20 protein-coding genes, 1 tRNA gene and 1 pseudogene are annotated in these 25,685 nt (G+C 33.4%); 7 read left to right on the forward strand and 15 right to left on the reverse strand.

Features of this window, described 5'->3' with window-relative positions; all coding sequences use genetic code 11:
• Positions 1–9 precede the first annotated feature (9 nt).
• Positions 10–1,605 (reverse strand): LysM peptidoglycan-binding domain-containing protein, encoded by a 1,596-nt coding sequence (locus GMA17_RS13030; protein WP_248396870.1) that lies wholly within the window; start codon positions 1,603–1,605, stop codon positions 10–12.
• Between the two features lie 39 nt (positions 1,606–1,644).
• Positions 1,645–2,832 (reverse strand): phosphoglycerate kinase, encoded by a 1,188-nt coding sequence (gene pgk / locus GMA17_RS13035; protein WP_248396872.1) that lies wholly within the window; start codon positions 2,830–2,832, stop codon positions 1,645–1,647.
• A 188-nt stretch (positions 2,833–3,020) separates the two neighbouring features.
• Here pgk and GMA17_RS13040 point away from each other — a divergent pair, with 188 nt between their 5' ends.
• Entirely contained in the window at positions 3,021–4,175 is a 1,155-nt protein-coding gene (locus tag GMA17_RS13040; RefSeq protein ID WP_248396874.1) for a DNA polymerase III subunit delta', read from the forward strand.
• A gap of 39 nt (positions 4,176–4,214) precedes the next feature.
• On the opposite strand, the gene GMA17_RS13045 is transcribed toward GMA17_RS13040, so the two are convergent.
• The 5 genes from GMA17_RS13045 to GMA17_RS13065 all read right to left on the reverse strand — a co-directional run bounded on the left by GMA17_RS13045 (position 4,215) and on the right by GMA17_RS13065 (position 11,725).
• The gene (locus GMA17_RS13045) at positions 4,215–4,736 is read right to left on the reverse strand and encodes an OmpH family outer membrane protein (RefSeq protein ID WP_248396876.1); all 522 of its coding nucleotides are present in this window, start codon (positions 4,734–4,736) and stop codon (positions 4,215–4,217) included.
• A gap of 234 nt (positions 4,737–4,970) precedes the next feature.
• Complete coding sequence (locus GMA17_RS13050; protein ID WP_248396878.1) at positions 4,971–5,822, reverse strand: class I SAM-dependent methyltransferase; 852 nt, start codon at positions 5,820–5,822, stop codon at positions 4,971–4,973.
• 78 nt (positions 5,823–5,900) lie between these two features.
• Entirely contained in the window at positions 5,901–7,772 is a 1,872-nt protein-coding gene (mnmG, locus tag GMA17_RS13055) for a tRNA uridine-5-carboxymethylaminomethyl(34) synthesis enzyme MnmG (protein ID WP_248396880.1), read from the reverse strand.
• Between the two features lie 115 nt (positions 7,773–7,887).
• Complete coding sequence (ybeY, locus tag GMA17_RS13060; RefSeq protein ID WP_248396882.1) at positions 7,888–8,307, reverse strand: rRNA maturation RNase YbeY; 420 nt, start codon at positions 8,305–8,307, stop codon at positions 7,888–7,890.
• Positions 8,300–11,725, reverse strand: coding sequence for a DUF4175 family protein (locus GMA17_RS13065; protein WP_248396884.1), 3,426 nt, complete (start codon positions 11,723–11,725; stop codon positions 8,300–8,302). Before GMA17_RS13065 ends, ybeY begins: the two co-directional genes overlap by 8 nt.
• 254 nt (positions 11,726–11,979) lie before the next feature.
• On the opposite strand from GMA17_RS13065, the gene gltX reads away from it, so the two are divergent.
• Positions 11,980–13,500, forward strand: a complete 1,521-nt coding sequence (gltX, locus tag GMA17_RS13070; RefSeq protein ID WP_248396886.1) for a glutamate--tRNA ligase — start codon at positions 11,980–11,982, stop codon at positions 13,498–13,500.
• Positions 13,501–13,588: 88 nt separating this feature from the next.
• Here the strand turns inward: gltX and GMA17_RS13075 are convergent, their stop codons facing one another.
• The gene (locus GMA17_RS13075) at positions 13,589–14,272 is read right to left on the reverse strand and encodes a hypothetical protein (RefSeq protein WP_248396888.1); all 684 of its coding nucleotides are present in this window, start codon (positions 14,270–14,272) and stop codon (positions 13,589–13,591) included.
• Between the two features lie 162 nt (positions 14,273–14,434).
• Between GMA17_RS13075 and GMA17_RS13080 the strand changes: the two genes are divergently transcribed.
• Entirely contained in the window at positions 14,435–15,352 is a 918-nt protein-coding gene (locus tag GMA17_RS13080; RefSeq protein ID WP_248396890.1) for an SPFH domain-containing protein, read from the forward strand.
• Positions 15,353–15,438: 86 nt separating this feature from the next.
• On the opposite strand, the gene GMA17_RS13085 is transcribed toward GMA17_RS13080, so the two are convergent.
• The 4 genes and pseudogenes from GMA17_RS13085 to GMA17_RS13100 all read right to left on the reverse strand — a co-directional run bounded on the left by GMA17_RS13085 (position 15,439) and on the right by GMA17_RS13100 (position 19,575).
• Entirely contained in the window at positions 15,439–15,651 is a 213-nt protein-coding gene (locus GMA17_RS13085) for a hypothetical protein (protein ID WP_248396892.1), read from the reverse strand.
• 78 nt (positions 15,652–15,729) lie between these two features.
• Positions 15,730–16,890, reverse strand: coding sequence for a GNAT family N-acetyltransferase (locus GMA17_RS13090; RefSeq protein WP_248396895.1), 1,161 nt, complete (start codon positions 16,888–16,890; stop codon positions 15,730–15,732).
• Positions 16,891–16,951: 61 nt separating this feature from the next.
• A pseudogene (locus tag GMA17_RS13095) lies at positions 16,952–17,434 on the reverse strand (DUF1761 domain-containing protein).
• Positions 17,435–17,568: 134 nt separating this feature from the next.
• On the reverse strand, positions 17,569–19,575 hold the full coding sequence (locus GMA17_RS13100) for a glutamine--tRNA ligase/YqeY domain fusion protein (RefSeq protein WP_248400673.1): 2,007 nt from the start codon (positions 19,573–19,575) through the stop codon (positions 17,569–17,571).
• A 100-nt stretch (positions 19,576–19,675) separates the two neighbouring features.
• Between GMA17_RS13100 and GMA17_RS13105 the strand changes: the two genes are divergently transcribed.
• From GMA17_RS13105 to GMA17_RS13120, 4 genes are all read left to right on the forward strand, one after another.
• On the forward strand, positions 19,676–19,885 hold the full coding sequence (locus GMA17_RS13105) for a zinc ribbon domain-containing protein (protein ID WP_248396897.1): 210 nt from the start codon (positions 19,676–19,678) through the stop codon (positions 19,883–19,885).
• Positions 19,886–19,954: 69 nt separating this feature from the next.
• Positions 19,955–20,323: a dihydroneopterin aldolase gene (folB, locus tag GMA17_RS13110; protein WP_248396899.1), complete on the forward strand. Its 369-nt coding sequence runs from the start codon at positions 19,955–19,957 to the stop codon at positions 20,321–20,323.
• A 76-nt stretch (positions 20,324–20,399) separates the two neighbouring features.
• Positions 20,400–20,470, forward strand: a tRNA-Cys gene (locus tag GMA17_RS13115).
• A 59-nt stretch (positions 20,471–20,529) separates the two neighbouring features.
• Positions 20,530–21,078, forward strand: a complete 549-nt coding sequence (locus GMA17_RS13120; RefSeq protein WP_248396901.1) for a hypothetical protein — start codon at positions 20,530–20,532, stop codon at positions 21,076–21,078.
• Between the two features lie 338 nt (positions 21,079–21,416).
• Here GMA17_RS13120 and GMA17_RS13125 read toward each other — a convergent pair whose 3' ends face one another.
• The 3 genes from GMA17_RS13125 to rnr are packed head-to-tail and all read right to left on the reverse strand — an operon-like array spanning position 21,417 to position 25,102.
• The gene (locus tag GMA17_RS13125; RefSeq protein WP_248396903.1) at positions 21,417–22,103 is read right to left on the reverse strand and encodes a LysE family translocator; all 687 of its coding nucleotides are present in this window, start codon (positions 22,101–22,103) and stop codon (positions 21,417–21,419) included.
• 45 nt (positions 22,104–22,148) lie between these two features.
• On the reverse strand, positions 22,149–22,826 hold the full coding sequence (locus GMA17_RS13130) for a head GIN domain-containing protein (protein ID WP_248396905.1): 678 nt from the start codon (positions 22,824–22,826) through the stop codon (positions 22,149–22,151).
• 44 nt (positions 22,827–22,870) lie between these two features.
• Positions 22,871–25,102 (reverse strand): ribonuclease R, encoded by a 2,232-nt coding sequence (gene rnr, locus GMA17_RS13135; RefSeq protein WP_248396907.1) that lies wholly within the window; start codon positions 25,100–25,102, stop codon positions 22,871–22,873.
• Positions 25,103–25,685: the final 583 nt, after the last annotated feature.

Raw genomic sequence — 25,685 nt, forward strand, 5'->3', positions numbered from 1 at the left:
TTATACTGATTAGCCTTTGGAAAGTTTTAATGACATTCCTGGTTTTAAATTGTTACCACTAATATCGTTCCAATCTCGAATATTTTGAACAGAAACGCCTGGAAATTTTTGTGAAATACTCCAAAGCGAGTCACCACTCTTTACAATATAGGTTTTTGGCGTTGATTTTGAACTACTTGAGTTGTTAGAACTGCTTGCCTGTGGAACAGGATTTCTTGGGTATATAGTTAAACGCTGTCCAATACGTAAATTATTACTCCGCAAACCGTTCCATTGTTTTATTTGACTTACGCGAACACCATATTTCCTAGCTATTAAGCCTAAATAATCTCCAGATTTAACGCGATATCGTTCTTTACTTTGACTATCAAAAAATTGTGGTAATGGTTTTTCCCGTTCATCCAATTCAGCCTTCGCAGATTTGTAAATAGTATCCTCGTTAGTTACAAATGTTCCAACAGCTGTTAGTGGCAATCGTAATGAATAGTTTTCCTCTGGAATAAAGGGAATAATATCTAATTTGTAGGATGGGTTTAAAAATTGTAATTCTTCTATATTAACACCTGTCGCTTCTGAAACCTGATCTAAAGTAATCATTTGCTTTACATGAATTGTATCGGTTTCAAAATGATGAAATGCTGGTTTTTCAGCAACTAATCCGTGTTCTTCAGCATATTCAAAAATATACATGGTTGCCAAAAATGCAGGAAGATATCCCGCTGTTTCACGTGGTAAATTATGACGAATATTCCAGTAATTTTCATAACCACCTGATCGTCTAATAGCTTTTAATACATTTCCTGGTCCCGAATTATACGCTGCTAATGCCAAATCCCAATCTCCGAACATAGAATACAAGGCAGCCAAATATTTAGCTGCTGCTTTGGTAGATTTTATTGGGTCGCTACGTTCATCTACATAACTACTCACATTTAAACCATATTCTTTTCCTGTGGCAAACATAAACTGCCATAAACCTGTTGCACCTACACGTGATCGTGCTCGTGGTTTTAAAGCGGATTCTACAATGGCTAAATACTTAACCTCCAAAGGCACATCTTGTGCATCCAACTCTTGCTCAAACATAGGGAAATAGAAGTGACTCAACCCCATGAGTCGCTCAAAATAACCACGCCTATTTTTTAAAAATCCTTTTATAACACTTTCTAAAGATGGATTGTACGCAATATTAAAAGGTGTTCTAGCATTTAAGCGATCTAAACGTGCCTTTAAAGTATCGGTTGGTAAATCTGGATAATAAACTTCCTTATAATCTAATTCTGAAATGGCTGTATAAAGGGTATCGTACAAAGCGTTGCTATATAATTCTTCCCGCCATTTTTCATCTAATTCTGCTGTAAATTCTAAATCTTTAAGGGCTTTTATATCAACAGAGTCGGTTTCTATTTCAATCTGCTTTTTGTAAAATTGTTGACCATCAATTATGGTGTCCACTTCATAAGATTCACCAGCAATTAATTGCTCTTCGGGAATATGCGTTTTTACAATTTTCTTGGGAATAGAATCTTGCGCATAGGTTATTCCCACAGCAATAAATATTGCAGAAAGACTTAAACGTATGTTATTTTTAGTAAAACAATTCACGTATTTAGGTTTTAAAAATTTGAGGTAATAGTTTTTATATTAATCTAAAATGGCAGCAATTCCAGGAAGGGTTTTACCTTCAAGACTCTCTAACATAGCGCCTCCTCCTGTACTCACATAACTAACTTGATCTTCAAATCCAAACTGCTTAACAGCTGCAACCGAATCACCTCCACCTACTAACGAGAAAGCACCTTCTTTTGTTGCATCGGCAATAGCATAACCTAAAGCCATTGTTCCTTTTGCAAAGTTTGGCATTTCAAAAACACCAAGGGGACCATTCCATAAAATAGTTTTCGAATTTTTTACAACCGTAGCAAATTTTTCCTCGGTTACGGGACCTATATCTAATCCCATCCAGCCATCGGGAATATTATTGACTGCACATGTGTTCGTATGCGCATTATTATCAAAAGCATCTGCAATAATGGCATCCACTGGTAAATGAACTTCAACATTTTTATTTTTAGCCTTTTCTAAAATCGAATTAGCCAGGTCTAATTTATCATCTTCTACTAATGAATCTCCTATCTTACCGCCTTGTGCTTTAATAAAGGTAAAGGTCATACCACCACCAATAATTAAATGGTCAATTTTATCTAAAATATTATCAATAATGGTAATTTTACTCGATACTTTAGCACCACCTAAAATAGCACAGACCGGTTTTTCGCCCGTATTCATTACCTTATCAATACTTTTTATTTCTTGAGCTAATAAATAACCAAAACACTTGTTATCAGGGAAAAATTTAGCCACAATAGCGGTTGATGCATGCGCTCTATGCGCAGTACCAAAGGCATCATTAACATAAATATCACCTAATTTAGCCAATTGCTTTGCAAAATCCTCATTACCAGCAGTTTCTTCTGCATGAAAGCGTAAATTTTCTAACAAAATAATTTGTCCAGGCTTTAAATTTTTCACTGCAGTCTCTGCCTCTTCCCCAACGCAATTAGGAACAAAAAGTACTTCAACACCTAAAATATCTTCAACTTTATCTGCAATATGCTTTAATGAAAATTTATCCTCAACACCTTTTGGCCTTCCTAAATGCGACATTAAAACACAACTTCCGCCATCTTCCAAAATCTTAATAATAGTTGGTTTTGCTGCAAGAATTCGTGTGGTATCACCAACATGAAGATTATCATCTAAAGGCACATTAAAATCTACACGAATTAAGGCTTTTTTGTTTTCAAAATTAAAATCGTCTAATGTTCTCATAATCCAATTGTGGTATAAATTAGTCCTGTTAAAATATGATTTAATATCATGGATTCACAAATATATATTTTTCAGGCAATAATGACTTAACTTTTAGGCTTACTTTAATAGTATTCTATCAAATTAAAAGCGGCTTTCTTTTAAGGTATGCTTCACAAAAAATGAAAAAAAATATGTAGGTTTGCCGTATGCTATTTAGTGATATTTTAGGTCAGGAATATATAAAAAGTCATTTAACACAAAGTGCTGATAACGGCCGAATTCCGCATGCGCAATTGTTTGTAGGACCCGAAGGTTCAGGTACTTTACCAATGGCTATTGCCTATGCGCAATACATACTTTGCCATAATACACAAGGTGAAAACACCACTGGAAATGAATCTTGCAATATAAAATTTAAGAATTTTGGCCATCCAGATTTACACTTTGCCTTTCCCGTAGCAGCGAATCAAAAAGTTAAAAAACATCCTGTTTCTAGTCATTTTTTAGAAGAATGGCGCGAATTATTAAACCAACAACCCTATGGCAACCTATTTGATTGGTATAAAAAATTAGGCGTTGAAAATAAACAAGGACGAATAGGTGTTGATGAAGCGCAAGAAATTGTAAAGGACTTAACCTTAAAGTCTTATGAAGGTGGTTTTAAGATAACCATTATTTGGATGGCCGAAAAAATGAACACCGAAGCGGCCAATAAATTGTTGAAATTAATTGAAGAGCCACCCAAAAAAACCATTTTTATTTTAATTGCTGAAGATGAAGAGCAACTTATTAGTACCATCAGGTCCCGTTGCCAAGTTTTACATTTCCCACCATTACCAGAAGATGTTATTACCGAAGGCTTAATAAATAGCTATCAAATTGAAGCGTCTATTGCTGCAAAAATAGCACATCAAGCGCACGGAAATTACAATAAAGCGTGTGATTTGGTATATCATGACAGCGAAGATACCCAATTTGAAACTTGGTTTATTTTCTGGATCCGAAGTGCATTTAAAGCAAAAGGTAACAAAGCGGCCATTCACGATTTAATATCGTGGAGCGAAGATATTGCCAAAACGGGTCGTGAAACACAAAAGCAGTTTTTACAATTTTGTTTGAATTTTTTCCGTCAAGCCATGTTGCTAAATTATGGCGCGGCAGATTTGGTTTTTTTAGAGCCCAAAACAGACGGTTTTAAATTGGAAAATTTTGCCCCTTTTGTTCATGGTAATAATATTCTAGATATCTCAAATGAAATTCAAGATGCTATTTATCATATTGAACGCAATGGAAATGCTAAAATTATTTTAACCGATTTATCTATAAAACTAACCCGTTTATTGCATAAAAAAGCCAGTTAAATTAATAACTGGCTTTTTAATAGTGTAAGTTTCTAAATTTTATTCTGGTTTTTTATAATCTGCGTTTAAGGCGTCTAAAATTTCTTTAGTCAAATCGTTTTTTTCATCACCATACATAACACTTCCAGCTTCATTGCTGCCTAAAATATATGTATAACCGTTTTTCTTACCGTAATCTTTTACGTAATCACGTACTTTTTTAATTAGGGTGTCAATTGTTTGTTGGCTTTCCTCTTGAATTTTACTCTCCTCCAATTGGATACGCTGTTGCAACATTTGTTGTTTCTGCCCTAAAGCTTGATATTCCGCTTGCGCCTGATCCTGCTTCATGCTTTGAGCTTTTAATTGAAACGCTTGAGCTTCCTGCTGAAACGCTTGACCAATACTATCGGTTCTTTTTTCAAAGGCTTCAATTTTAGTTTTGAATTCAGCTTCAATGTCAATTTTTTCTTGGTAGTCATTTACCAAGTCCTTATTATTTACAAAACCAATTTTTTGAGTTTCCGTGTTACAAGACACTGCTGTTAAAAATAATAAGAATATTACGAATGTGTTTTTCATGATGTGATTTTTAATTTTTTTAAATCGGCACAAATGTAATAAAGTAAATAGTTTGTTTTTACAAAAGGTGCAACTTTTACATTATAAACATAAATTATAGCATATTGTTAACCCATAATCAAAATCGATTAAAAACGACTTATTTAAACTATGTTTTAAAATGAGTTGAGATTATTTGAAGCACTTGTTATATGTAACGCTCTAAAACACGCTTATTTCGTCTTAAATTAAGTTTTAAGCCTTTTTTACCACATAAATAAGTGAAGAATAGGCACCAGACCGTTTAGCTGCACGATTGGAACGCCATCCTATTCTAAATGCTTTTAGAAAATTCATGTTTCCTGTTTTATATTTTTCTGAAAGCAGACTCACATAATACGCATCAAAAATCATGGGTTTTGTTTCTACAATTTTCAAACCCTGTTTTTCTATTAATTGCTTCATACCTTTTTCCGAAAAATGCCAAAGATGTCTTGGCACATCATAGGCTGCCCAAAAATTCTGGTAATATTCAGCATCGTAACTATTATAATTAGGAACAGCAATAATTAGGGTTCCGGAATTTCTTAATAGGCTTTTATATGTAATAATCTGTTTTTCTAAGTCTGGTAAATGTTCTAATACATGCCATAGGGTAATAACCTCAAAACTTTCATTTTTCAATTTAAAAAGTTCATGGGCATCATGAACGGCATTATTTGTTTTAGTGTTTGCAATGTTGCGTGCTTCTGCATTAGGTTCAATTCCAGAAATTGTCCAATTGTTTTGCTGTGCTGTTTGCAAAAAATCACCCGTTCCACAACCAATATCTAATAGTGTTTTTTCTGAAGTACTATAAGAATTAATTAATTTCAATTTACGTTTTAGCGCAATGGAACGAATAATGTGATAGGCTTTTTCAAAGAGGTTTCGTTTGGAATCTGTATGCGAAATATAATCATCACTATTATAATAAGCTGGTAAATTTTCTAATTTAGGTTGTGGCGTTGTCACCAAAATTTCAAATTCTGGATGCATTTCTAATTGAAATATTTCATTGGAAACAGAATAATCTTTAACCTGAAAATCTACTTTTTTCGTACTCACCTCTTTTTCTTTTATTATGCTTAATATTTTCTTTTTTCAAGAAAACTATTTAAACGTTCCACGTGGAACATCAAAAAATTAACGTCCTAAATAAACTAATAATACGGAAATATCACTTGGCGAAACACCACTAATTCGAGATGCTTGAGAAATAGTAACTGGTTGTATTTTATTCAATTTACTGCGTGCCTCCATACTCATAGATTGCATGTTTGAATAATCAAAATTCTTTGGAATTTTAATGTTTTCTAACCGCGTTAACTTATCCGCATTGTTCTTTTCCTTGTTAATATATCCAGCATACTTAACTTGAATTTCAGCTTGCTCTATTTCTTCTGTATCTAAATTCTGTTCTACTATATACGCATCAACACTTGCTACTTTACGCATGTCATTTATGGTGATATTAGGTCTAGCAAATATTTTGAACATCTTATCGGATTGAGACATTGGAGCAGAATCATTCGCTTCTAAAATTGGATTTATCTCTTCGGGCTTAACACTCGTTTCTTTGAAAAAATCAACAAACGCTTCCGCCTTACTATGCTTTTCCTCCATACGCTTTAAACGCTTTTCAGAAGCTAAACCTAAATCGAAAGACATAGGAGTTAATCGGATATCCGCATTATCTTGACGCAACAAGGTTCTATATTCTGCGCGGGACGTAAACATTCTATAAGGCTCTTCCGTTCCTTTAGTAATTAAATCGTCCACCAAAACACCTATATAAGCTTCACTTCTAGTCAAAATAAAAGGATCACGTTCTTGCACTTTTAAGCTAGCATTAATTCCTGCCATTAACCCTTGTGAAGCCGCTTCCTCATAACCCGTAGTTCCATTAATTTGACCCGCAAAATATAAACCTTCAACTAACTTGGTTTCTAATGTATGTTGTAATTGTGTTGGTGGAAAATAATCGTATTCAATAGCATATCCTGGACGGAAAAATTTCACATTTTCAAAACCAGCTACAGAACGCAATGCTCTAAATTGAACATCCTCTGGCAAGGATGTTGAGAAGCCATTTACATAATATTCTACGGTATCCCAACCTTCCGGCTCCACAAATAATTGATGTCTATCCTTATCGGCAAATCTATTAATTTTATCTTCAATAGAGGGGCAATATCGCGGTCCTAAACTTTGAATCCGACCGTTAAACATTGGCGATCTATCAAAGCCTTCACGCAGTAAATCATGCACTTCATTACTGGTATATGTTAAATGACACGAGCGTTGTTTAGTTAAGGGTTTTGTAACATCTAAATAGGACAATTTTTCTGGAACCGCATCACCTGGTTGCTCCACCATTTTAGAAAAATCTAACGAACGTCCATCTACTCGAGGAGGTGTTCCCGTTTTCATTCTACCAGATTCAAAACCTAATTGAACAAGCTGTTCAGTAATTCCAGTTGCAGCTCTTTCACCTGCTCGTCCACCACCAAAATTTTTATCGCCAATATGAATTAAACCATTTAAAAAAGTGCCATTTGTTAGCACAACACTTTTAGTTTTTATCTCAATTCCTAATGAGGTTTTTACTCCCACAACTTTATGGTTTTCTACTATTAATCCGGAAACCATTTCTTGATAGAAATCCAAATTTTTTGTTTGCTCCAATATATTCCGCCAGTCTTCAGCAAAACGCATCCGATCACTTTGAACCCTGGGACTCCACATGGCAGGCCCTTTGGATTTGTTAAGCATTTTAAACTGAATAGCTGATGTATCACTAACAATACCACTATAACCACCAAGCGCATCAATTTCACGAACAATTTGCCCTTTAGCAATTCCACCCATAGCAGGGTTACACGACATTTGCGCAATATTTTGCAAATTCATGGTTATTAGAAGCGTTTTACTTCCCATATTGGCAGCAGCAGCAGCGGCCTCGCTACCTGCGTGCCCACCTCCTACTACAATTACATCGTAAACTTCGTTAAACATGTCTACTTGATTTATAAGATTGAATTGTTCCACGTGGAACAATAGATTTATATATTTACTTTAACCTGAAGCTCCAAAGGAATTCCAAAATAAAAGTCTGCAAATATACGATATATTATGAGATATCTTTTAGTAGTTTCAGATAGTGGTTCTCCATACTTCTCATAGCTTCAGACTCGGCTTCCGATTTATCTTTATAACCACAATAATGTAATACACCATGAACCATAACTCGATGCAACTCATCACTAAAAGTAGCCTTGAAATCTTGCGCATTATCAGCTACACGTTCGGTGGAAATATAAATATCACCCTGTATGACATTTCCTACAGTATAATCAAAACTAATCACATCGGTTAAGGTGTCGTGATCAAGATATTCTACATTCAAATTATGTAAATAATCATCATCACAAAAAATATAGTTTATTTCACCCAATTCAAATTTTTCAGAAACTATAACACCTTCAATCCAAGTTTGCAGTATTTGGATATTATCTATTTTAAAATTGTTTTCGTAATTAAAACTAATCATTGGCTTTTTTAAAATACTCTTGAACTTTCTTTTTATAAACTGGTTGCAAAGGTAAACTTTGACGATTTAAAATCTCAATGGTATTGAAATATTGTTTAGCTGTAGGAATTTGATTATTCGTGTTGTTTTGAAATTCCTCACGATTGGTATTCGCCTTCCGCTTTGTATCTTCACCTTGCTCCATGGTTGCATTTTCCATTTTCAGTAATTGATGCTGCAAATTCATCATTTTTTGAAGTGTTTGATTAGTGAAACCTTTATTCAACAAATCCATTTCAACGTCTTCCATCTGCTTTAAAATAGCGTTACCGAGTCCATTTTTCCCCTCTTTAGCTAGTTTATCCTGTAAGGCTTGACGGATTTCTTGCTGCTGCTGATATATTCTAAACAATTCGCCTTTACTAATTTCGCTCCCTTCACCTTCACCCATTTGGTTTCCTTCTTGGCTCCCATTTTGTCCTTCGCTTCCCGGCTTTCCGTCTTGACCATTTTTACCATCTTCACCCGGTTTATCACCTTCCTTTTTACCTTTTTCTCCCTTCTCGCCTTCACCCTCATCTTTAGGTTTTCCTTCTTGGCCTTTCATGCCATCTTGCATTTCCCTATTCAGCTCCTCTTGACTTTTTATAATATCCGGCAATCCTTGCTCTGGTTTACCTCCACTACCAGCACCAGATGATTGCATTTGCATCTGCATCTGATTCATAATATCACTCAAAAAATTAGCTAAATTATTGGCAGCCGTAATGGTGTATTGTTGATTAGCTATACCTTGAAATAATCTATTTTCCGAAAACTGCTCTAGCGATTTATCAATATTAAAAAACACGTCTGAAATTTCCTTATTTACCGATTCTGATAATTTAGGTTGCCGCAAGGATAAAGCAAAAAGACTGTCGTCAACATGTGAAAAATGTTCTTTTAAATCATTTTGTTTCCGCAAATAGGTAGCATATTTATTATGGTTAATTTCAATACCTTTAAACTGTTCCATTAAATTTTCTTGATCAAATGAAAATAAGATAAGGTTATCTAAAATCTGACGTAACATATCCACATCTTCCTGCATCTGCTCGCCTCCTCCAGATTGCATGGCCATTTTCATTTTCTCACCCATTTGTTCCATTTTTTGGGCAGCTTGCTTTTGTTTCTTTTGGGCATTTTGCTGATTTTTTTCAGCGTCTTTATCTTGATTTTGTTCTTCGTTTTCTTCTTTTTCACCTAACTCATCCGAAGCTTCTTGTTGATCTTTTTTAATAGATTCTTCCTGCTTCTCATCACTTGGGACATCCATAGGTTGTTTCAAATCCTGATTATCTTTTTGCAATTCTTCTAAAGCCTTCTGAAAATCTTCAAACTTTTCGTTCAAATTATCTTGCGACTCTTTGGTGTTTTTCTCTTTTGTCTCTTCAGCTAATTTCTCCTGTTCCTCTGCTAATTTTTCGATATCTTGCTGTAGCTTTTCTAATTTTTTAGCCACATAATAACGCTTTGTCAATTCCAATAATTGCTCTAAACTCCGCTTCTGATTTTTATTTTGTTTGGCTAGTTCCTCAAGTTTTTCACTTAATTCTTCCTTATTGATTTTCTCCTGAAGTTTCTCCAACTCTTCCAAAAGTTTCTCATCCTTTTTTAGCTGCTCTTCGTTTTCTTTTAAGCGTTCTTTTAAATCCTCTTTAAAGATATCTTCTTCCTGATTTTCTTTTTGAAATTCCTCTAAATTTTCTTCTAATTTTTTATTGAAATTTTTCATCATGTCTTCCTGTTGCTTCTGACGCTTCAAAAAGTTTTCAAATTTCTTTTTATCATTAAAATTCAATTCGGATTTTTCTTTTTGTGTTTTAGAAAATTCTTCAAGCTCTTTTTCGCGCTCACTCATTTTCTCCAAAGATTTATTTAAATCCTTAATGGTTTCATTTTGTTTTTGCAATTGTTTGTCCTCGGTTTCCGCTTGTGTTAATTTTCTATAACTATAGGTCTTACTTTTAGTGCTTTTAAAATTGTTAATTACATCATTATCAAATACTTGAAAATACAAATCATAACTCACACCTTCAGTAAGCTCCAAATTATTAGGAAAAGCGGTTATAAATTCCCCAATATTCCCATTGGAAATTGGAATAGCTTCTGTTTTACGCTGCTTTTCATCAGCTGATGGATAGTAAACCAATTGCAACTTGCGTAAGCCATAATCATCCGTTGCTTGCCCATAGAAATACATGCTTTGTTGATTTATGCTGTCAATTTCCATTTTCACACGAAGTTCAGGATATTCATCTTTTATAACGTCAATAGAAAAAGCCAAACGTTCATAATCTTTTAAAGAATTATTACTAGTAGATATGGTATAATCCAACGCACTATACACTGTTTTAGTTAGGTTAAAATCACCTTTATTTTTCGTAGCAAACTGTACGGTATCTTCTGCATATAGTTGCACTATTTCAGTAGATTTTGTTTGTAAGTTCCAGGTTACTTTGGTGCCTTGAGGAATAACGGCGTTTCCGGTTCCTGTTAACACCTCGTCCGCTTTATTAATGTAAGATGGATAATCTAAAACCATCTCGAATCCCAAAATTGATGGAACTTCAGAAACTTTTAGCACATAGGGCTTTGAGGTTACCGAATTGGCATTAAGTTGGAATTCTACATCATTTTTTAAGCGACTAAACACAAACTCAAAATCGCCAGCACCTTTTTGCTGCAGAAAATAGGTTTCATTATTATAGGTAATTTTAGCGTTTTCAGGAATCACATTTCCTACGGTTTTCACGTGTAACGTAAAGTCTTTGTTTTCTGTTGTCGTTAAATTTTCATTCACTACAAAAAACTGAAAAGGTGCAGGTGGTTCATAAGCGGTGTTATGGTTAACAACGCGATTATAACTCTCGCTAAACCAACTTATTTGTCCTGATAAAACCGATAATAAAATAATAACAACAGGAATAGCAGCATATTTAGCATAGCGTAAATTCTGCTTGAAATTAATAGCCAATTTAAACGGAATAGGTTGTAATTCTTCAGATTTTTGATTGATACTTGCCAGTAATAATTCAGATTCAACACCTTGCTCTTTCAACTGTAAAACATTCAGCAATTTATCATTAACTTCAGGAAAATGTGTACCGATAATTTTGGAAGCTTGCACGTAATCTATTCCTTTTTTTAGTTTGAATAGTTGCGCTAAAGGCATGGCTATAAATTTGATAAATAAGCCGATTTCAACGGCAACAAAAACCCAGAATAAAATAGTTCTAGACGTGGTATTTAGCCAAAATACATATTCAACAAATAGTGTAAATAGAAAATATAGAAATCCAATAGCAAAAAATAATATGCTACCCTTTATAAGCTCGTTTGTGTAATAACGCCTTACAAAAGCTTCTAATTTCTGAAGAATGATATTAAAATGAGACACGTTTTTTATTGATTTTCTTTTCAACCTACTAAACTACAATTTTTTTTGGTCGATAATAATCTATAATTGATAACATTATGTTAACAAAAGCGTCTTGAAAACAGGGTTTTACACCAATTTGCACCAAATTTGATAAAAACATCCGGTTTTTATAAGTCGCGTTTTAGAAATTATCCGCTTCCCTATCGCTTTATGCTATTTTCTTTGCGGTTTGTTAATTGCTATTCTATCTTTGCGTTATTAAAACAAAAAACATGTCAAAACCCGTACGCGTGCGCTTTGCACCAAGTCCAACAGGACCTTTACATATAGGTGGTGTTCGCACAGCCCTTTTCAACTATTTATTTGCTAAAAAATACAACGGAACCTTTATACTTCGTATTGAAGATACGGATCAAAATCGTTTTGTTGAAGGTGCTGAAAATTATATTGAACAATCTTTAAAATGGTGTGGTATTACGGTTGACGAAGGTGTAAATACTAACGAGAAATTTGGTCCTTATAGACAAAGTGAGCGTAAAGACATTTATAAAAAATATGCAGATCAGTTAATTGCCAATGGCAAAGCCTATTATGCATTTGATGCTGCAGACGATTTAGATGCACATAGAAAAGACCATGAAGCCCAAGGGAAAACTTTTATTTACAATTGGCATAATCGTGAAAAAGGCCGTTTGGTGAACTCGTTGGTCCTTTCTGCTGAAGAAACGCAAGCGAAATTAGATGCTGGTGATGATTATGTAATTCGTTTTTTATCTCCTCAAGATGAAACACTACATTTAACAGATATAATCCGTGGCAATATGACCATAGATACCAATATTTTAGACGATAAAGTATTGTTTAAAAGTGATGGGTTACCAACCTATCATTTAGCGAATATTGTAGACGACCATTTAATGGAAATTTCCCATGTTATTCGTGGTGAAGAATGGTTACCATCTTTGGCATTGCATTACCAATTATACGATGCATTTGGTTGGGAAAAGCCTGAATTTGCACATTTACCATTGATTTTAAAACCAACAGGAAAAGGAAAGTTAAGCAAGCGTGATGGCGATAAACTAGGGTTTCCAGTATTTCCATTAGCTTATAAAGATCATCAAACGGGTGATATATCTCGTGGTTACCGAGAAGATGGTTATTTTCCAGAAGCAGTTGTGAATTTCCTAGCCTTTTTAGGTTGGAATCCAGGAACAGAACAGGAAATTTTTAGCATGGACGAGCTGATTGCTGCCTTCGATTTAAACCGTGTGAATAAAGCAGGAGCCCGTTTTGATCCAGACAAAACCAAATGGTTTAACCACCATTATATGCAAGAACAATATAATGACGATTTAGCCGAAACATTTAAGCAAATTCAACCAGAATTAGCCGAAATTGATGTGAATTACGTGGAACTGGTTGTAGCCCTTATTAAAGAACGTGCGACCTTTGTTACTGATTTTTGGGCATTAAGTCACTTTTTCTTTCAAACACCAACCGATTTAGACGAAAAAGCGGTTAAAAAAGCTTGGAAGGATGATTCTCCTGAACTGATGACGCAAGTCGTTTCAGTTATTGAATCTGTGGAGGATTTCACCGTTGAAAACCTTCAAACCGAACTAAAAGGTTGGATTATTAAAAACGACATAGGTTTTGGTAAAGTCATGATGCCATTACGTTTAGCATTAGTAGGTGCCTTACAAGGACCAGACGTGTTTGATATTATGTATTTAATTGGTAAAGATGAAACCAAACGACGTATTGAGAATTTGGTGAATACGTTGTCTTAATAATTATAAAATGTCACTTCAAAATGATAAGGATTTCTACATTAGATTTCCTTTCATTCTGAAATGACTTTTTTTTATTAAACTTCTTCTAAAACGAAATCATAGCCGTAAACGCCAACATAGATTGGTTTCCTTTAAATTTATTTGGATTTCCTGTTTGGTCTAAATTGTTATCATTTAGCTTATCCAACGTGTTTAAAAATCCGTAAATATATTGGGCTTTTAGTCTAAAATGGCTAAAGCCTGCTGATAATCCAATAGCACCATCCACATTGAAACGGCTGATTTTTTTGATGTCTTTTGCCAAAAGGTTATTGTAATTCGCTATCAAATAATTTTCTTGATTTTGATCATCTAATTCCAGTTCCCCATTATATTGTAACATAGGACCCACATCAATAGTTAAAAAGCTACCGATTAATTTTACATGCATTAATAAAGCTATTTGAGCGGTAAAAACTTTATAATCAATAAATTCTTCATTGGAGAGTAATATAGGCCTTACAGCTATTCCTAAATGGTTTTCAGCGAGTTGAATGCTATAACTCACATTGTACCATTTATGAGGTAAATCGACCGTTGCAGATGCACCAGCCATCCAGCCGTTGCCCTTTTTCGTGGTAAAATTGTCAGTTAAAATATCATATTGGGTAATACCACCGGAAATTCCGATACCATTAACAATTTTGTAGTTTTTAGGCTGCGCAAAACCTATTGTAACAAAACTAATACAAATGGCGACTAATAGAATACCTGATTTTGAGTATAACATGGTTTATGTGTCTGTTTGTAACAAACCTATGAAAAAAATAGGATAAATATTTCTTTTTCTTGATAACCACGTCATTCCGAATAGATTTATTTTCAAATAACAGCTTACCACCAAAATATACATTAAATTAGTAAAACCATTTTAACCTTTAAAAATTACAATATGTTAATATTTGTTCCCTTTATTTTATTTGGACTTTTTGTTTTATTCTCCTCCTTTTTTATGGTGAAGCAACAATCGGCTGCCATAATTGAGCGTTTTGGAAAATTTCACAGTATTCGCCAATCTGGTTTACACATGAAAATTCCTTTGGTAGATAAGGTTGCAGGCCGATTAAGTTTAAAAATTCAACAATTAGATGTTATTATTGAAACCAAAACTTTGGATGATGTCTTTGTAAAACTGAAAGTGTCTGTACAGTATAAAGTAGTAACCGAAAAAGTATATGATGCTTTTTACAAGTTAGATTATCCGCATGAACAAATTACAAGTTATGTGTTTGATGTAGTACGTGCCGAAGTTCCAAAAATGAAATTAGATGATGTTTTTGTTAAAAAAGATGATATCGCTTTAGCTGTAAAAGCAGAATTAAATGATGCTATGATGGATTATGGTTTTGATATTATTAGAACTTTAGTAACGGATATTGATCCAGATCCACAAGTAAAAATAGCTATGAACCGTATTAATGCAGCCGATAGGGAAAAAACAGCTGCCCAATATGAAGGTGATGCTCAACGTATTTTAATTGTTGAAAAAGCCAAAGCAGAAGCTGAAAGTAAACGATTACAAGGTCAAGGTATTGCAGATCAACGCCGTGAAATAGCACGCGGTTTGGAGGAATCTGTTGATGTGTTAAATCGTGTAGGTATTAATAGTCAAGAAGCATCAGCATTGATAGTTGTAACCCAACATTATGATACCTTGCAAGCCATAGGTAGTGAAACGAACAGTAATTTAATTTTACTTCCAAATTCACCACAAGCAGGTAGCCAAATGCTAAATGATATGGTAGCGAGTTTTACGGCTAGTAACCAAATTGGCGAAGCCATGAAAAACAATAAAAAAAATAAGGAATAAGGTCTTCAAAAATTGATTAAATTCCTTAATTAAGAGGAACATATTGCCATTAAAACTTCAGATTGAAAACTTCAGAATTACAAAATTCAATCGGCCTTATGTTCCTCTTTATATTTCTTGATAATATCCTTCAAACTTTCCAAATAGTTTTCTAAATCCTTAACATCAATATCTGGGTTTTGTTGATCTGGAATGGTCATAGGCATTTCATCTAAATGCTCATAAACTTCTGGGTAGTTGGTTTCAATATTCCGCGTTACAGTCGCAATTTCCGTCAGTAAATCTTTTGCTTTTTTCATAATTCTTATATTTGATTAGAGTGGATATAAGGTATTATAATATACATAAATAACAAAAGAAATTCTGTTAGCTATTTGTTAATTTGACTTAAAGGGATGACGTTCTTCCCATATTTTAGACGGATTCATCAGCCTGAAAATATATTTAAGTATCCCATTCATAAACCAATTAGTATGTTTTAAATACATAACCATATCTTTCGGTTTTGCACCAATAGAACTTTTTATTTCCATAGCAGTTCTGGCATAAACAATCGTTTTAAATTGATTATTAATACCAAATTGCGCCATATCATACAACATATTTAAATATAACTGATGCTTATATTGATACTCGGAATCATAGCCTAAAAAGTAGGTTTCCAAGTATTTATTATTTAGAATGAGCGTGTAAAATCCAACCAATTCATTTTTATTAAAATATCCAAACACTTTAAAGTTTGCACCTAATTGTTTTTTGAAGGTATAAAAATGATTTTCTGGTAAAATGAAGCTATTTATTTTAGCGTTTCTAGCAACGTTTTTATACAATTTGTAGAGTGTTTCCGATTGGTTAAAAATCGCCGTTACATCCAATTCCTTGGTGATAATAGATTCAGATTTTTTTCTAGCTGATTTATAACGGTCTCGATATTTTTTGTTTAATTCAGAAATATAATCCTCAAAATGCACCCAATGTTCAGGAAGGTTCAAAACCATATTTGGTTGTACAACTATGTGATGGAAACCTGATGTATTTAGTGCGTTTTTAGTTTGCAGAATGGTATCTGTTAGGAAATAATCTTTTAATAAAACAGCTCTAATATTTTTATTAAAAACAGTCTTAATTTTACGTTTTAGCACATCAACAGCTTTTAATAATGTAGACATAAATTCCTCATTTGTTATGGCATTGGACTTAAAATAGATGCCATGCTGTCCTGTATGTGTTAAATTCCCGACTACCAATATATTTCCTTTTAAAACCTTTGAAACCTGATTTTTAAAACGCTCTTGAAAACACGAATCATCATGATTTCTGAACATGTCATTAAGGTATAATTTAACGCGTTGCATTACGGCAATTCCTACTAATTCCTGTTCTAGATAAAATCCAAAATAATAAAGCGTAATATTTTTTGGAGCAGCTTCTTCCAAAGCTTTTAAATATGTTGTTTGCAGAAAAATATCATGTACAACCAAGGCATCCCAAGCTCGTGGTAAATCAATTGCAGATGTAAATAGTTTTGTTTCTATCAAAGTATCATGAAAAAAGACTGATTTGGTCAATCAGTCTTTAAAGTTATATAATCATTACAAATTAATTCCAGGCACAAACAATACCTCCCATTATGGTTAAACTGATTATCCAATACCCACTATTAATGAAAATGTATTTCCAACTTTTACGTTCAAATAAGGCCGTTATAGCCAAAATAGGAAATACGAATAACACGCCAGCCATACAACCGTGTAACGCACCATGTTTAAAAGTTCTAAATGCTAAACCATAATCGTTCATAAAAGCTGTGTATGATGGTAAAGCTTCCGAAACGTTGCCGCCAATCATGCCTAAAGCTCCTGTTTGATGAATGGTTAAAAATTGTAAAATAAAAGCAATTAAAATTGAAAATAGAAGGGTGAGAACAAAAATTACAAACATGTTTCCATCTTTTAAAGTTTCCGAAGTTTAACCAGATTCACGCATCCAAGCGTTTCCAAATGTTTTAGGGTTGTACCAAAAAAAACCCACAATTAACGGAACCAAAGCCGCCACCAAAATGGCCAAAAAATTAATATCCATGGTTAGGTATTTAAAAATTAGTGTTTTAAAGATAAATGAAAATTATGATTTATATTTTTCACTTGATAAAAATTAAAAAAAAACCTTGAAACAATTCATGTTTCAAGGTTTTAAATATTACGTTGTTGTCGTGGTTATAACGCTTTTGCCTCAGCCACCAACAAGTCATTTTTGTCATCTAAAGCTTTAGCTATAAAATCATTGATTTCTGAATTTCGTTCTAATCCATTATTCAGTAATACACCTAAGGTTATCATGGTAATAATTCGCGTTCCTACCTTTTTTGCAGACGTGCCAAACAAGGGTTCAACATCACTATAGCTTACATTTTGCGCCAATTCCTGAATTTCAGATTTTGCTTTTACGCGTTCGTCATCTTTCATTCTATCATACTTTTTCCCGTATGATTTTATCTGCTCAATAGCTGGTCTATTAGATTGTTGGTTTTGTTTTTTTGCTGGCTGATTTTCATTATTTTTAGGAGCTTGTTTTGCCCAAGTATCTCGTAATCCAACCGTTTTATTGAATACTAATTTTTCAGAGGTACTATCATCATCCACATTAAAATAACCCAAACGTTGAAATTGGAACCGCTCTCCTACTTTCGCTTCTAACAAACTTGGTTCTACAAAAGCATCAATTATTTTTAAAGATTCTGGATTTATAAATTCCATAAAATCTTTATCGGCATGGCTATCTGGAGCTTCATCTAAAAACAATCTATCATACTCGCGAACTTCTGCTTTAATAGCATGCTTTATAGACACCCAATGCAAGGTTCCTTTTACTTTTTTCTCGGTATCTTCAGAATAGGTAGCATGAATTTCTGTAACGTTTCCATCAGCATCTTTCACTACACCTTCTGCTTTGATGATGTAGGCATTTTTCAAGCGGACTTCACCGCCTAATTTCAATCGGAAAAATTTACTACTTGCTTCTTCTTTAAAATCGTCTTTTTCAATATATAACTCACGCGAAAAAGGTACTTTTCTAAAACCTGCCGATTCATCTTCCTGATTATTTTCAGCTTCCAACCACTCCTCTTGTCCTTCAGGATAATTGGTAATGACTAATTTAACTGGATCTAAAACAGCCATCACACGCGGTGCCGTTTTATTTAAATCCTCACGAATACAGAATTCTAAAAGCGATACATCAATAACGTTATCACGTTTGGCTACACCTACTTTATCAATAAACTGTCTGATGGAATCTGGTGTGTAACCACGACGACGCAACCCTGAAATGGTTGGCATTCGTGGATCGTCCCAACCGCTTACAACACCTTGCTCAACCAATTTTAGCAACTTACGTTTACTCATAATGGTATAACTTAAATTCAAACGGGCAAATTCACGTTGTTTAGGAAGCATTGGTAAGGCTTCTGGCTGGTATTTATACACTTGCTCCTTGAACCAGTCGTAAAGCTCTCTATGCGGCTTAAATTCAAGGGAGCATAAAGAATGTGAAATTTGTTCCATATAATCACTTTCACCATGGGTCCAGTCGTACATAGGATAAATACACCAATCATTTCCTGTCCTGTGATGTGATTTTTTTAAAATACGGTACATCAACGGATCACGCATTAACATATTAGGATGTTGCATATCAATTTTTGCACGCAATACATGAGAACCTTCTGGAAATTCTCCAGCTTTCATGCGCTGAAATAAATCCAAATTTTCTTCAATACTCCGGTTTCGGTATGGACCATCAACACCAGGTTGCGTTGGCGTACCTTTCTGTTCAGCCATAGCTTCGCTGGATTGCGAATCTACATAAGCTTTTCCTTCTTTGATTAACGCTACTGCCCAATCATATAACTGCTGAAAATAATCAGATGAATACAATTCATTAGCCCATTGATAGCCTAACCATGCAATATCACGTTTTATAGCATCTACATATTCCTGCTCTTCTTTGGCGGGATTGGTATCATCAAAACGTAAGTTTACAGGTGCTTGGTATTTTTCACCCAAGCCAAAACTAATACCAATAGCTTTGGTGTGACCAATATGTAAATAACCATTCGGTTCTGGTGGAAAACGGAAGCGAAGTGCTTCTTTTTCCAATCCATTCCTTAAATCTTCTTCTATAATATGCTCAATAAAATTGAGTGATTTTGTTTCTTCAGACATACGCTGTTCTCTATTGGAAATATGAAGCACAAAATTAGTTAATTTTAGACTAATTGTAACATTTGAATGATTTTTCATACCTATAATTAAAACTTATACCATGCAACATAGAAATTACGAATGTCCAAAATGCCATAATCGGACTTACGATATGGATCAAATGCAGGCAACGGGCGGTTTGTTTACAAAACTTTTTAACATCCAGAATAAAAAATTTACCTCTGTAACATGTGAAAAATGTACATATACCGAATTTTATAAATCTAAAACTAGTAGCATTAGCAATATCTTTGACTTCTTTACAAATTAAATGACTTTACACTATTAATTTCTTTCAGAATTTCTCTTGCAGTCATGTTCTGAATAGTATTTTTGCAATATGGGAACAATTAAAGTTGAAAATATTCGGGTATTTGCCAATCATGGTTGCTTAAAAGAAGAAACCAAAATTGGTAGCGATTACCGTGTGGATTTAGAAATAAAAGCCAATTTACAAACATCAGCCAAAACAGATTTACTTCAAGATACGGTTGATTATGTGTTTCTAAATAAGGTGATTCGGGAAGAAATGGCACAACCTTCTTACTTATTAGAAACGGTGGCCAAACGTATTTTAAATCGTATTTTTAAAGAAGATATTATGGTTAGCAAAGCCACGGTTTGGGTCAGTAAAATTAACCCACCTATTGGAGGCGATGTGGAAATGGTAACTATAAAAATGAGTGACAAGCGAAAAAAGCAAAAGTAAATAGCGAAACACTTATATTTTTTTTACATTTGTGCTCTCTTAAAAAAGAGATTCCTGCGTTTGTAGGAATAAATAGGGTGTCGTGGCCGAGTGGCTAGGCAGTGGTCTGCAACACCATCTACAGCGGTTCGAATCCGCTCGACACCTCTAAAAAGAGTCACTTAATTAAGTGACTCTTTTTTTTTATTTTTTTTAAATACAGTAAAATGAAAAATGTCATTATTTTATTTTTAACGTTCGTATTATTTTCATGTTCGAGTAACAATGATTCTTTGGAAGAAAATACTAATGTTAATCCATGGAACCCAACAGGTGTTGTAAGATATGAGGATATTGCAGCAGTAAGATGGTATTACAATAAAGAAGAATTTATTTTAGAAGATGGCACTTTAGTAGCGTTTTCGCCAAGTCCATGCAAAAAAGCATCATCATTTTATTTGGGTACGAATTTTATTGCTTCAATAATCTCTAAAATAGACGACGGTAATGGTGTTTGTATCGGTGATGGAATTGATTCTCATTATTCCATATATGAGCTTGGTAATGGTATTTTTGATATCACATATCGGAACGAGGTTGGTAATTATAGTGAAAACCAATATGAGTTGTTTAAAATTTTTGATGAGAATTATACATATTATGGTTCTGAAAATAATGACAATTTACTAATATGGGTTGATGATGATATAGATGAAGTATATAATAATCAACAAATTATTACTAAAAAAATGTATTTTACGAGATGGAATAATTAGATTAAATTCTAAACCTTATTTCATCCAACTTAAGTTAGAGGCTTTTTTAATATTCTTGATACAAAATGTTTGAAATAAGCCATTTCACTCTTTCCATTCGACAGACAGGTGAACTGATTTTAGGTCTGATACAAACAAAGTGCATCCAAAAGCATTACTTCGTTTTCACTTCACAAATGCAGCGAAAACCTGTGTAGGTATTTGGTAATATAATTTGAGTTTCAGATTTCCAATTCTCACCAAAAAATAAATCATCTTGAGTTATTTCAGAAATATTATAGGTCACGAACTTCTTTTTTGGATGTTTTTTACTTTTCAATTCTAATTAACCTGAACTGCTATTCCGACTTAAAAATTTCAATATTATCAAGCTTATGCTTTAAACGTTCTTTTTCTTTCGGAAAAAACCCCTGTAGAAGCAGTAAAATACCAAAACCCATAATGACTAGCGATACAATCTTCTTTGTTTTAAAAATGCGTCTGGGTGTGAGTTTGTTTTTAAGCGTTTTTGCCGCCAATATTTTAAGTAAATCCACAATAAAATAAACAACCAAAATAGTTCCTAAAAACACAAATAAACCTTGTTCGGTTTCTGTTAGCGAGTTCCCTATTACAATAAAACCTAACCAACCCAATAATACACCAATATTGATAAAATTGAGTAAAAACCCTTTAATAAAGAGCTTTCCGAAGTTCTTTTTTAATTCAACTGTATGAAATTCGCGCACAATATCCCGAAAGGATTTGGCGGTTTTTGTAAAGGATATAAAACCGTAGACAGCCAACAAAACACCTCCAAAAATGAGGAAGTTTGGATCGTCTTTAATTTTATCAAGAAGTTTAGTGGTACTGTAATATGCTACCACTATAAATAAAATATCAGCTAGAATAACACCAAAATCAAATATTAAAGCACTTTTAATACCTTTAGTAGCACTGGTTTCTAGAAGAACAAAAAACACAGGGCCAATGGTAAAAGATAATAGTATTCCGAAAGGAATAGCTGCTAAAATATCGTCAGTCATAAATTTTAAAAAGCAATTTCTACAAATTTATGAAAATCCTAGGTATTAATCCTTACGAATTATTTTTCCGCCAAAAACAGTATTTTCTTCAACCAATTTTGGATTTCCATATATATACACGCTACCTCCAGCACGTACTTTGGCCTCTACTTTTTCAGACGCTTTAACATGAACTTCACCAGCCGCTCGGATAACCACTTTTGCTGTTTCACTTTCTAATTCCTTTCCAAGAAAAGAACCACCTGTTGATACATCGATATCCTGATTTTTAGTGTGTCCACTAACGCGTATAACACCACCCGTTGTGGCTTTAACTTCTAGAAAGGTAATATCTTGAACCATGAGTTTTATGCTGCCACCTTCTTGCGCATTTAATTCAATTTCAAACTGGTTAAAAACCTCATTAGAACCTACAAAGGCACCTTCATTTACATCAATTAAATCAATTTGTTTGTAGTATAATTCAACAGTTGTTTCGTCTCCATCAAACAGTTTTTCTAGAGACATTTTCACTTTTAGTTTACCATTTTTGTTAACAATAACAACATCTTCCGTATTTTTTCCTGTGATGATAATTTTATTTTCATCCGATTTTATTAAGGCGACTTCTATCCTATCGTAAACTTTAAGTTCATTAAAATCGCCTAGCATTTTTTCAGTTTGTGCTGGACTTATTTGGGTTGTTGATACGATTAGAACGAGTGCAAAAAGAAATTTTTTCATGGTCATTGAGGATTATTTTATATTAAAAATACACGTTGCAAAAACTATTCCTGATGTTTTCCTATTAGGTAAAAATCTAAATGTTTTTTAACTAAATCTGTATTTTTAACTTTAACAACGACCTCATCACCCAATTGGTACATGGTTTTAGAATTTTTTCCAATTAATGCATAATGATCTTCATCAAATTGGTAATGATCGTCTTTCATATCACGAACACTCACCATGCCTTCACATTTATTTTCAATAATTTCTATATAAATTCCCCAATCGGTTACACCTGAAATAACACCTACAAAATTTTCATCTTTATGGTCTTCCATAAAGCGAATTTGCATGTATTTAATAGAGTCACGTTCCGCTTTTGTGGCTAAATTTTCCATATTGCTGGAATGGTTACATTTATCTTCATAAATATCCGCGTTAGCAGATGGTTGACCATCTAAATACAGTTGTAATAATCGGTGTGCCATAACATCTGGATACCGACGAATTGGTGATGTAAAGTGACTGTAATAATCAAAAGCTAAACCGTAATGACCAATGTTGTGTGTGGTATATTCGGCTTTACTCATAGTTCGTATGGTTAAGGTATCAACTAAGTTCTGCTCTTTTTTACCGTTTACACTACTTAATAAATTATTTAAAGATGATGCTGTGGTTTTTTTATCCTTGAAATTCAATTTATAACCAAAACGACTTACTACATTTTGCAGTGCGGCCAGTTTACTGTCATCTGGTTCATCATGAACACGATAAATGAAGTTTTTTTTCTGTTTACCAACAAATTCCGAAACTTTTCGGTTTGCTAATAACATAAATTCTTCAATCATTTTGTTGGCATCTTTTGATGTTTTAAAGAATACCCCAACCGGATTTGCATCTTGATCCAAATTGAATTTTACTTCCACTTTATCAAACGAAATAGCGCCTGAACGCATCCGTTTTGAACGCATTTTTTTAGCAAAAGCATCCATTTTTAAAACGGCTTGAGCTATTTCTAGCGTTGTTTGATATTCCTTTCCTGAGATGGCTACATCTGCAGGTATGGTTGTATCTATTTTTTTAGGATTATTGGATACATCGTCTGCGCTCATGGCGTCATTATGCTCAATGATAGCTTGAGCTTCTTCGTAAGCAAAACGTGCATCTGAATAAGTAACGGTTCTACCAAACCATTCGTGTACCACTTCGGCTTTATCATTCATTTTAAAAACAGCCGAAAAGGTATATTTCTCTTCATTAGGACGTAATGAACAGGCATTATTTGATAGTACTTCTGGTAACATAGGTACCACGCGATCTACTAAATAAACCGATGTTGCACGCTCATAAGCTTCATCATCTAAAATGGTTCCAGGTTGTAAGTAATGCGACACATCTGCAATGTGAATTCCTATTTCATAAAGTCCATTGTCTAACACTTTAAATGATAGAGCATCATCAAAATCCTTGGCATCTTTTGGGTCAATGGTAAAGGTTAAATCCTCACGCATATCCCGACGTTTAGCAATTTCTTCTTTCGTAATTGATGTATCAATTTTATTAGCAAAATCATCTACTTCTTTCGGAAATTCTAATGGCAACCCATATTCCGCTAAAATAGCATGAATTTCGGTATTGTGTTCACCTGGTCTTCCTAAAACTTCTATAACTTTTCCGTTAGGAGAATCGGCTTTTTCTGGCCATTCTTCTAATGAAACTAATACTTTATCGCCATCTTTAGCTTTCATGGTTTTGTTGATTGGTACAAAAATATCTGTGTACATTTTGTTACTATCAACTACCACAAAGGCGTAGTTTTTATTCAGTTGAATAACACCAACATATTCCGTTTTAGCCCGTTTTATAATTTGGGTAATTTCGCCTTCACGCTTACCACCTTTTAATCGTTTATACGCGTAGAATTCCACCTCATCGCCATGAAGGGCTTTATTCATATTGTTTGAAGCAATGTATACATCATCTTCAAAATCGTCTGAAATAATATAACCAGCACCTCTGGATGCCATATCCACACGACCAGTATGGTACTCAGTAGAAATTATGGCTTTAAATTTTCCACGTTCTACTTCTTCAATCTCTTGTTTTGCTTTAAGTTGTTGAAGTTTTTTTATAATCTGATTGCGGCTACTAGCATCGTTAACGCCAATTTTAGCAGCAATTTGTTTATAGTTAAAGGATTGGTTTCTGTCTTTTTTTAATATACTTAAGATTGTATTTGTCAAATTGGAAATCTTATTATTTGAAGGTTTCCTGTGTTTCTTTTTTGTCATTTAAATTGTAATCGTTTTATTCCTTTGAATCTTGATAACTATTGGAAAGGAATCTTATAGTTTTATAAAAATAATACATTTAAGGAAGAGATTAACGCTTTCACTTTAATTATTAATAGTGAATAGGTTACTAAAAGTATTAAGTTGATGCAAAGCTACGGTTTTAATATTAAATGGAAATTTAGATTGTTTTATTTAATATATAAATAACATACCTATTTTAAATATGCTTCTTAAATCTTTTATAAATCAGTAAAATTTTAAAAAAAGTAGTTATCCACATATATATAGATAATCATCTTTTTCTTTTAAATTTTTAAAAAAATAATAATGGTTATTATAGTGTGTTAATAGAGGTATAACTTTATGCAATTTTATTTTGATTACACGTAGTTTACAATTTATTGATACGTAGTTAACAGTTTATATAACCTTAAAGCATTCATTTTTAGATGAATTTTAAAAGCTATTAACAACTGTTAATAACCTATGTTAATAGTAAAAAGCTGACAAGTATTTTACATTTTGGTGTTTATAAAGATCTGTTGCTTGTCTTAAAACTTGTCCAAAAAAAGTAGCTAAC

Source organism: Bizionia sp. M204 (assembly GCF_023205095.1).
GTDB classification, from domain to species: Bacteria; Bacteroidota; Bacteroidia; order Flavobacteriales; family Flavobacteriaceae; genus Algorimicrobium; species Algorimicrobium hallyeonense.

Coding starts and splice junctions, on each gene's coding strand:
- pgk (WP_248396872.1), bottom strand. CDS start 2,832: ATGAGAACATTAGACGATTTTAATTTTGAAAACAAAAAAGCCTTAATT.
- GMA17_RS13040 (WP_248396874.1), top strand. CDS start 3,021: ATGCTATTTAGTGATATTTTAGGTCAGGAATATATAAAAAGTCATTTA.
- GMA17_RS13045 (WP_248396876.1), bottom strand. CDS start 4,736: ATGAAAAACACATTCGTAATATTCTTATTATTTTTAACAGCAGTGTCT.
- mnmG (WP_248396880.1), bottom strand. CDS start 7,772: ATGTTTAACGAAGTTTACGATGTAATTGTAGTAGGAGGTGGGCACGCA.
- ybeY (WP_248396882.1), bottom strand. CDS start 8,307: ATGATTAGTTTTAATTACGAAAACAATTTTAAAATAGATAATATCCAA.
- gltX (WP_248396886.1), top strand. CDS start 11,980: ATGTCAAAACCCGTACGCGTGCGCTTTGCACCAAGTCCAACAGGACCT.
- GMA17_RS13075 (WP_248396888.1), bottom strand. CDS start 14,272: ATGTTATACTCAAAATCAGGTATTCTATTAGTCGCCATTTGTATTAGT.
- GMA17_RS13080 (WP_248396890.1), top strand. CDS start 14,435: ATGTTAATATTTGTTCCCTTTATTTTATTTGGACTTTTTGTTTTATTC.
- GMA17_RS13085 (WP_248396892.1), bottom strand. CDS start 15,651: ATGAAAAAAGCAAAAGATTTACTGACGGAAATTGCGACTGTAACGCGG.
- GMA17_RS13100 (WP_248400673.1), bottom strand. CDS start 19,575: ATGTCTGAAGAAACAAAATCACTCAATTTTATTGAGCATATTATAGAA.
- GMA17_RS13105 (WP_248396897.1), top strand. CDS start 19,676: ATGCAACATAGAAATTACGAATGTCCAAAATGCCATAATCGGACTTAC.
- folB (WP_248396899.1), top strand. CDS start 19,955: ATGGGAACAATTAAAGTTGAAAATATTCGGGTATTTGCCAATCATGGT.
- GMA17_RS13120 (WP_248396901.1), top strand. CDS start 20,530: ATGAAAAATGTCATTATTTTATTTTTAACGTTCGTATTATTTTCATGT.
- GMA17_RS13125 (WP_248396903.1), bottom strand. CDS start 22,103: ATGACTGACGATATTTTAGCAGCTATTCCTTTCGGAATACTATTATCT.
- GMA17_RS13130 (WP_248396905.1), bottom strand. CDS start 22,826: ATGAAAAAATTTCTTTTTGCACTCGTTCTAATCGTATCAACAACCCAA.
- rnr (WP_248396907.1), bottom strand. CDS start 25,102: ATGACAAAAAAGAAACACAGGAAACCTTCAAATAATAAGATTTCCAAT.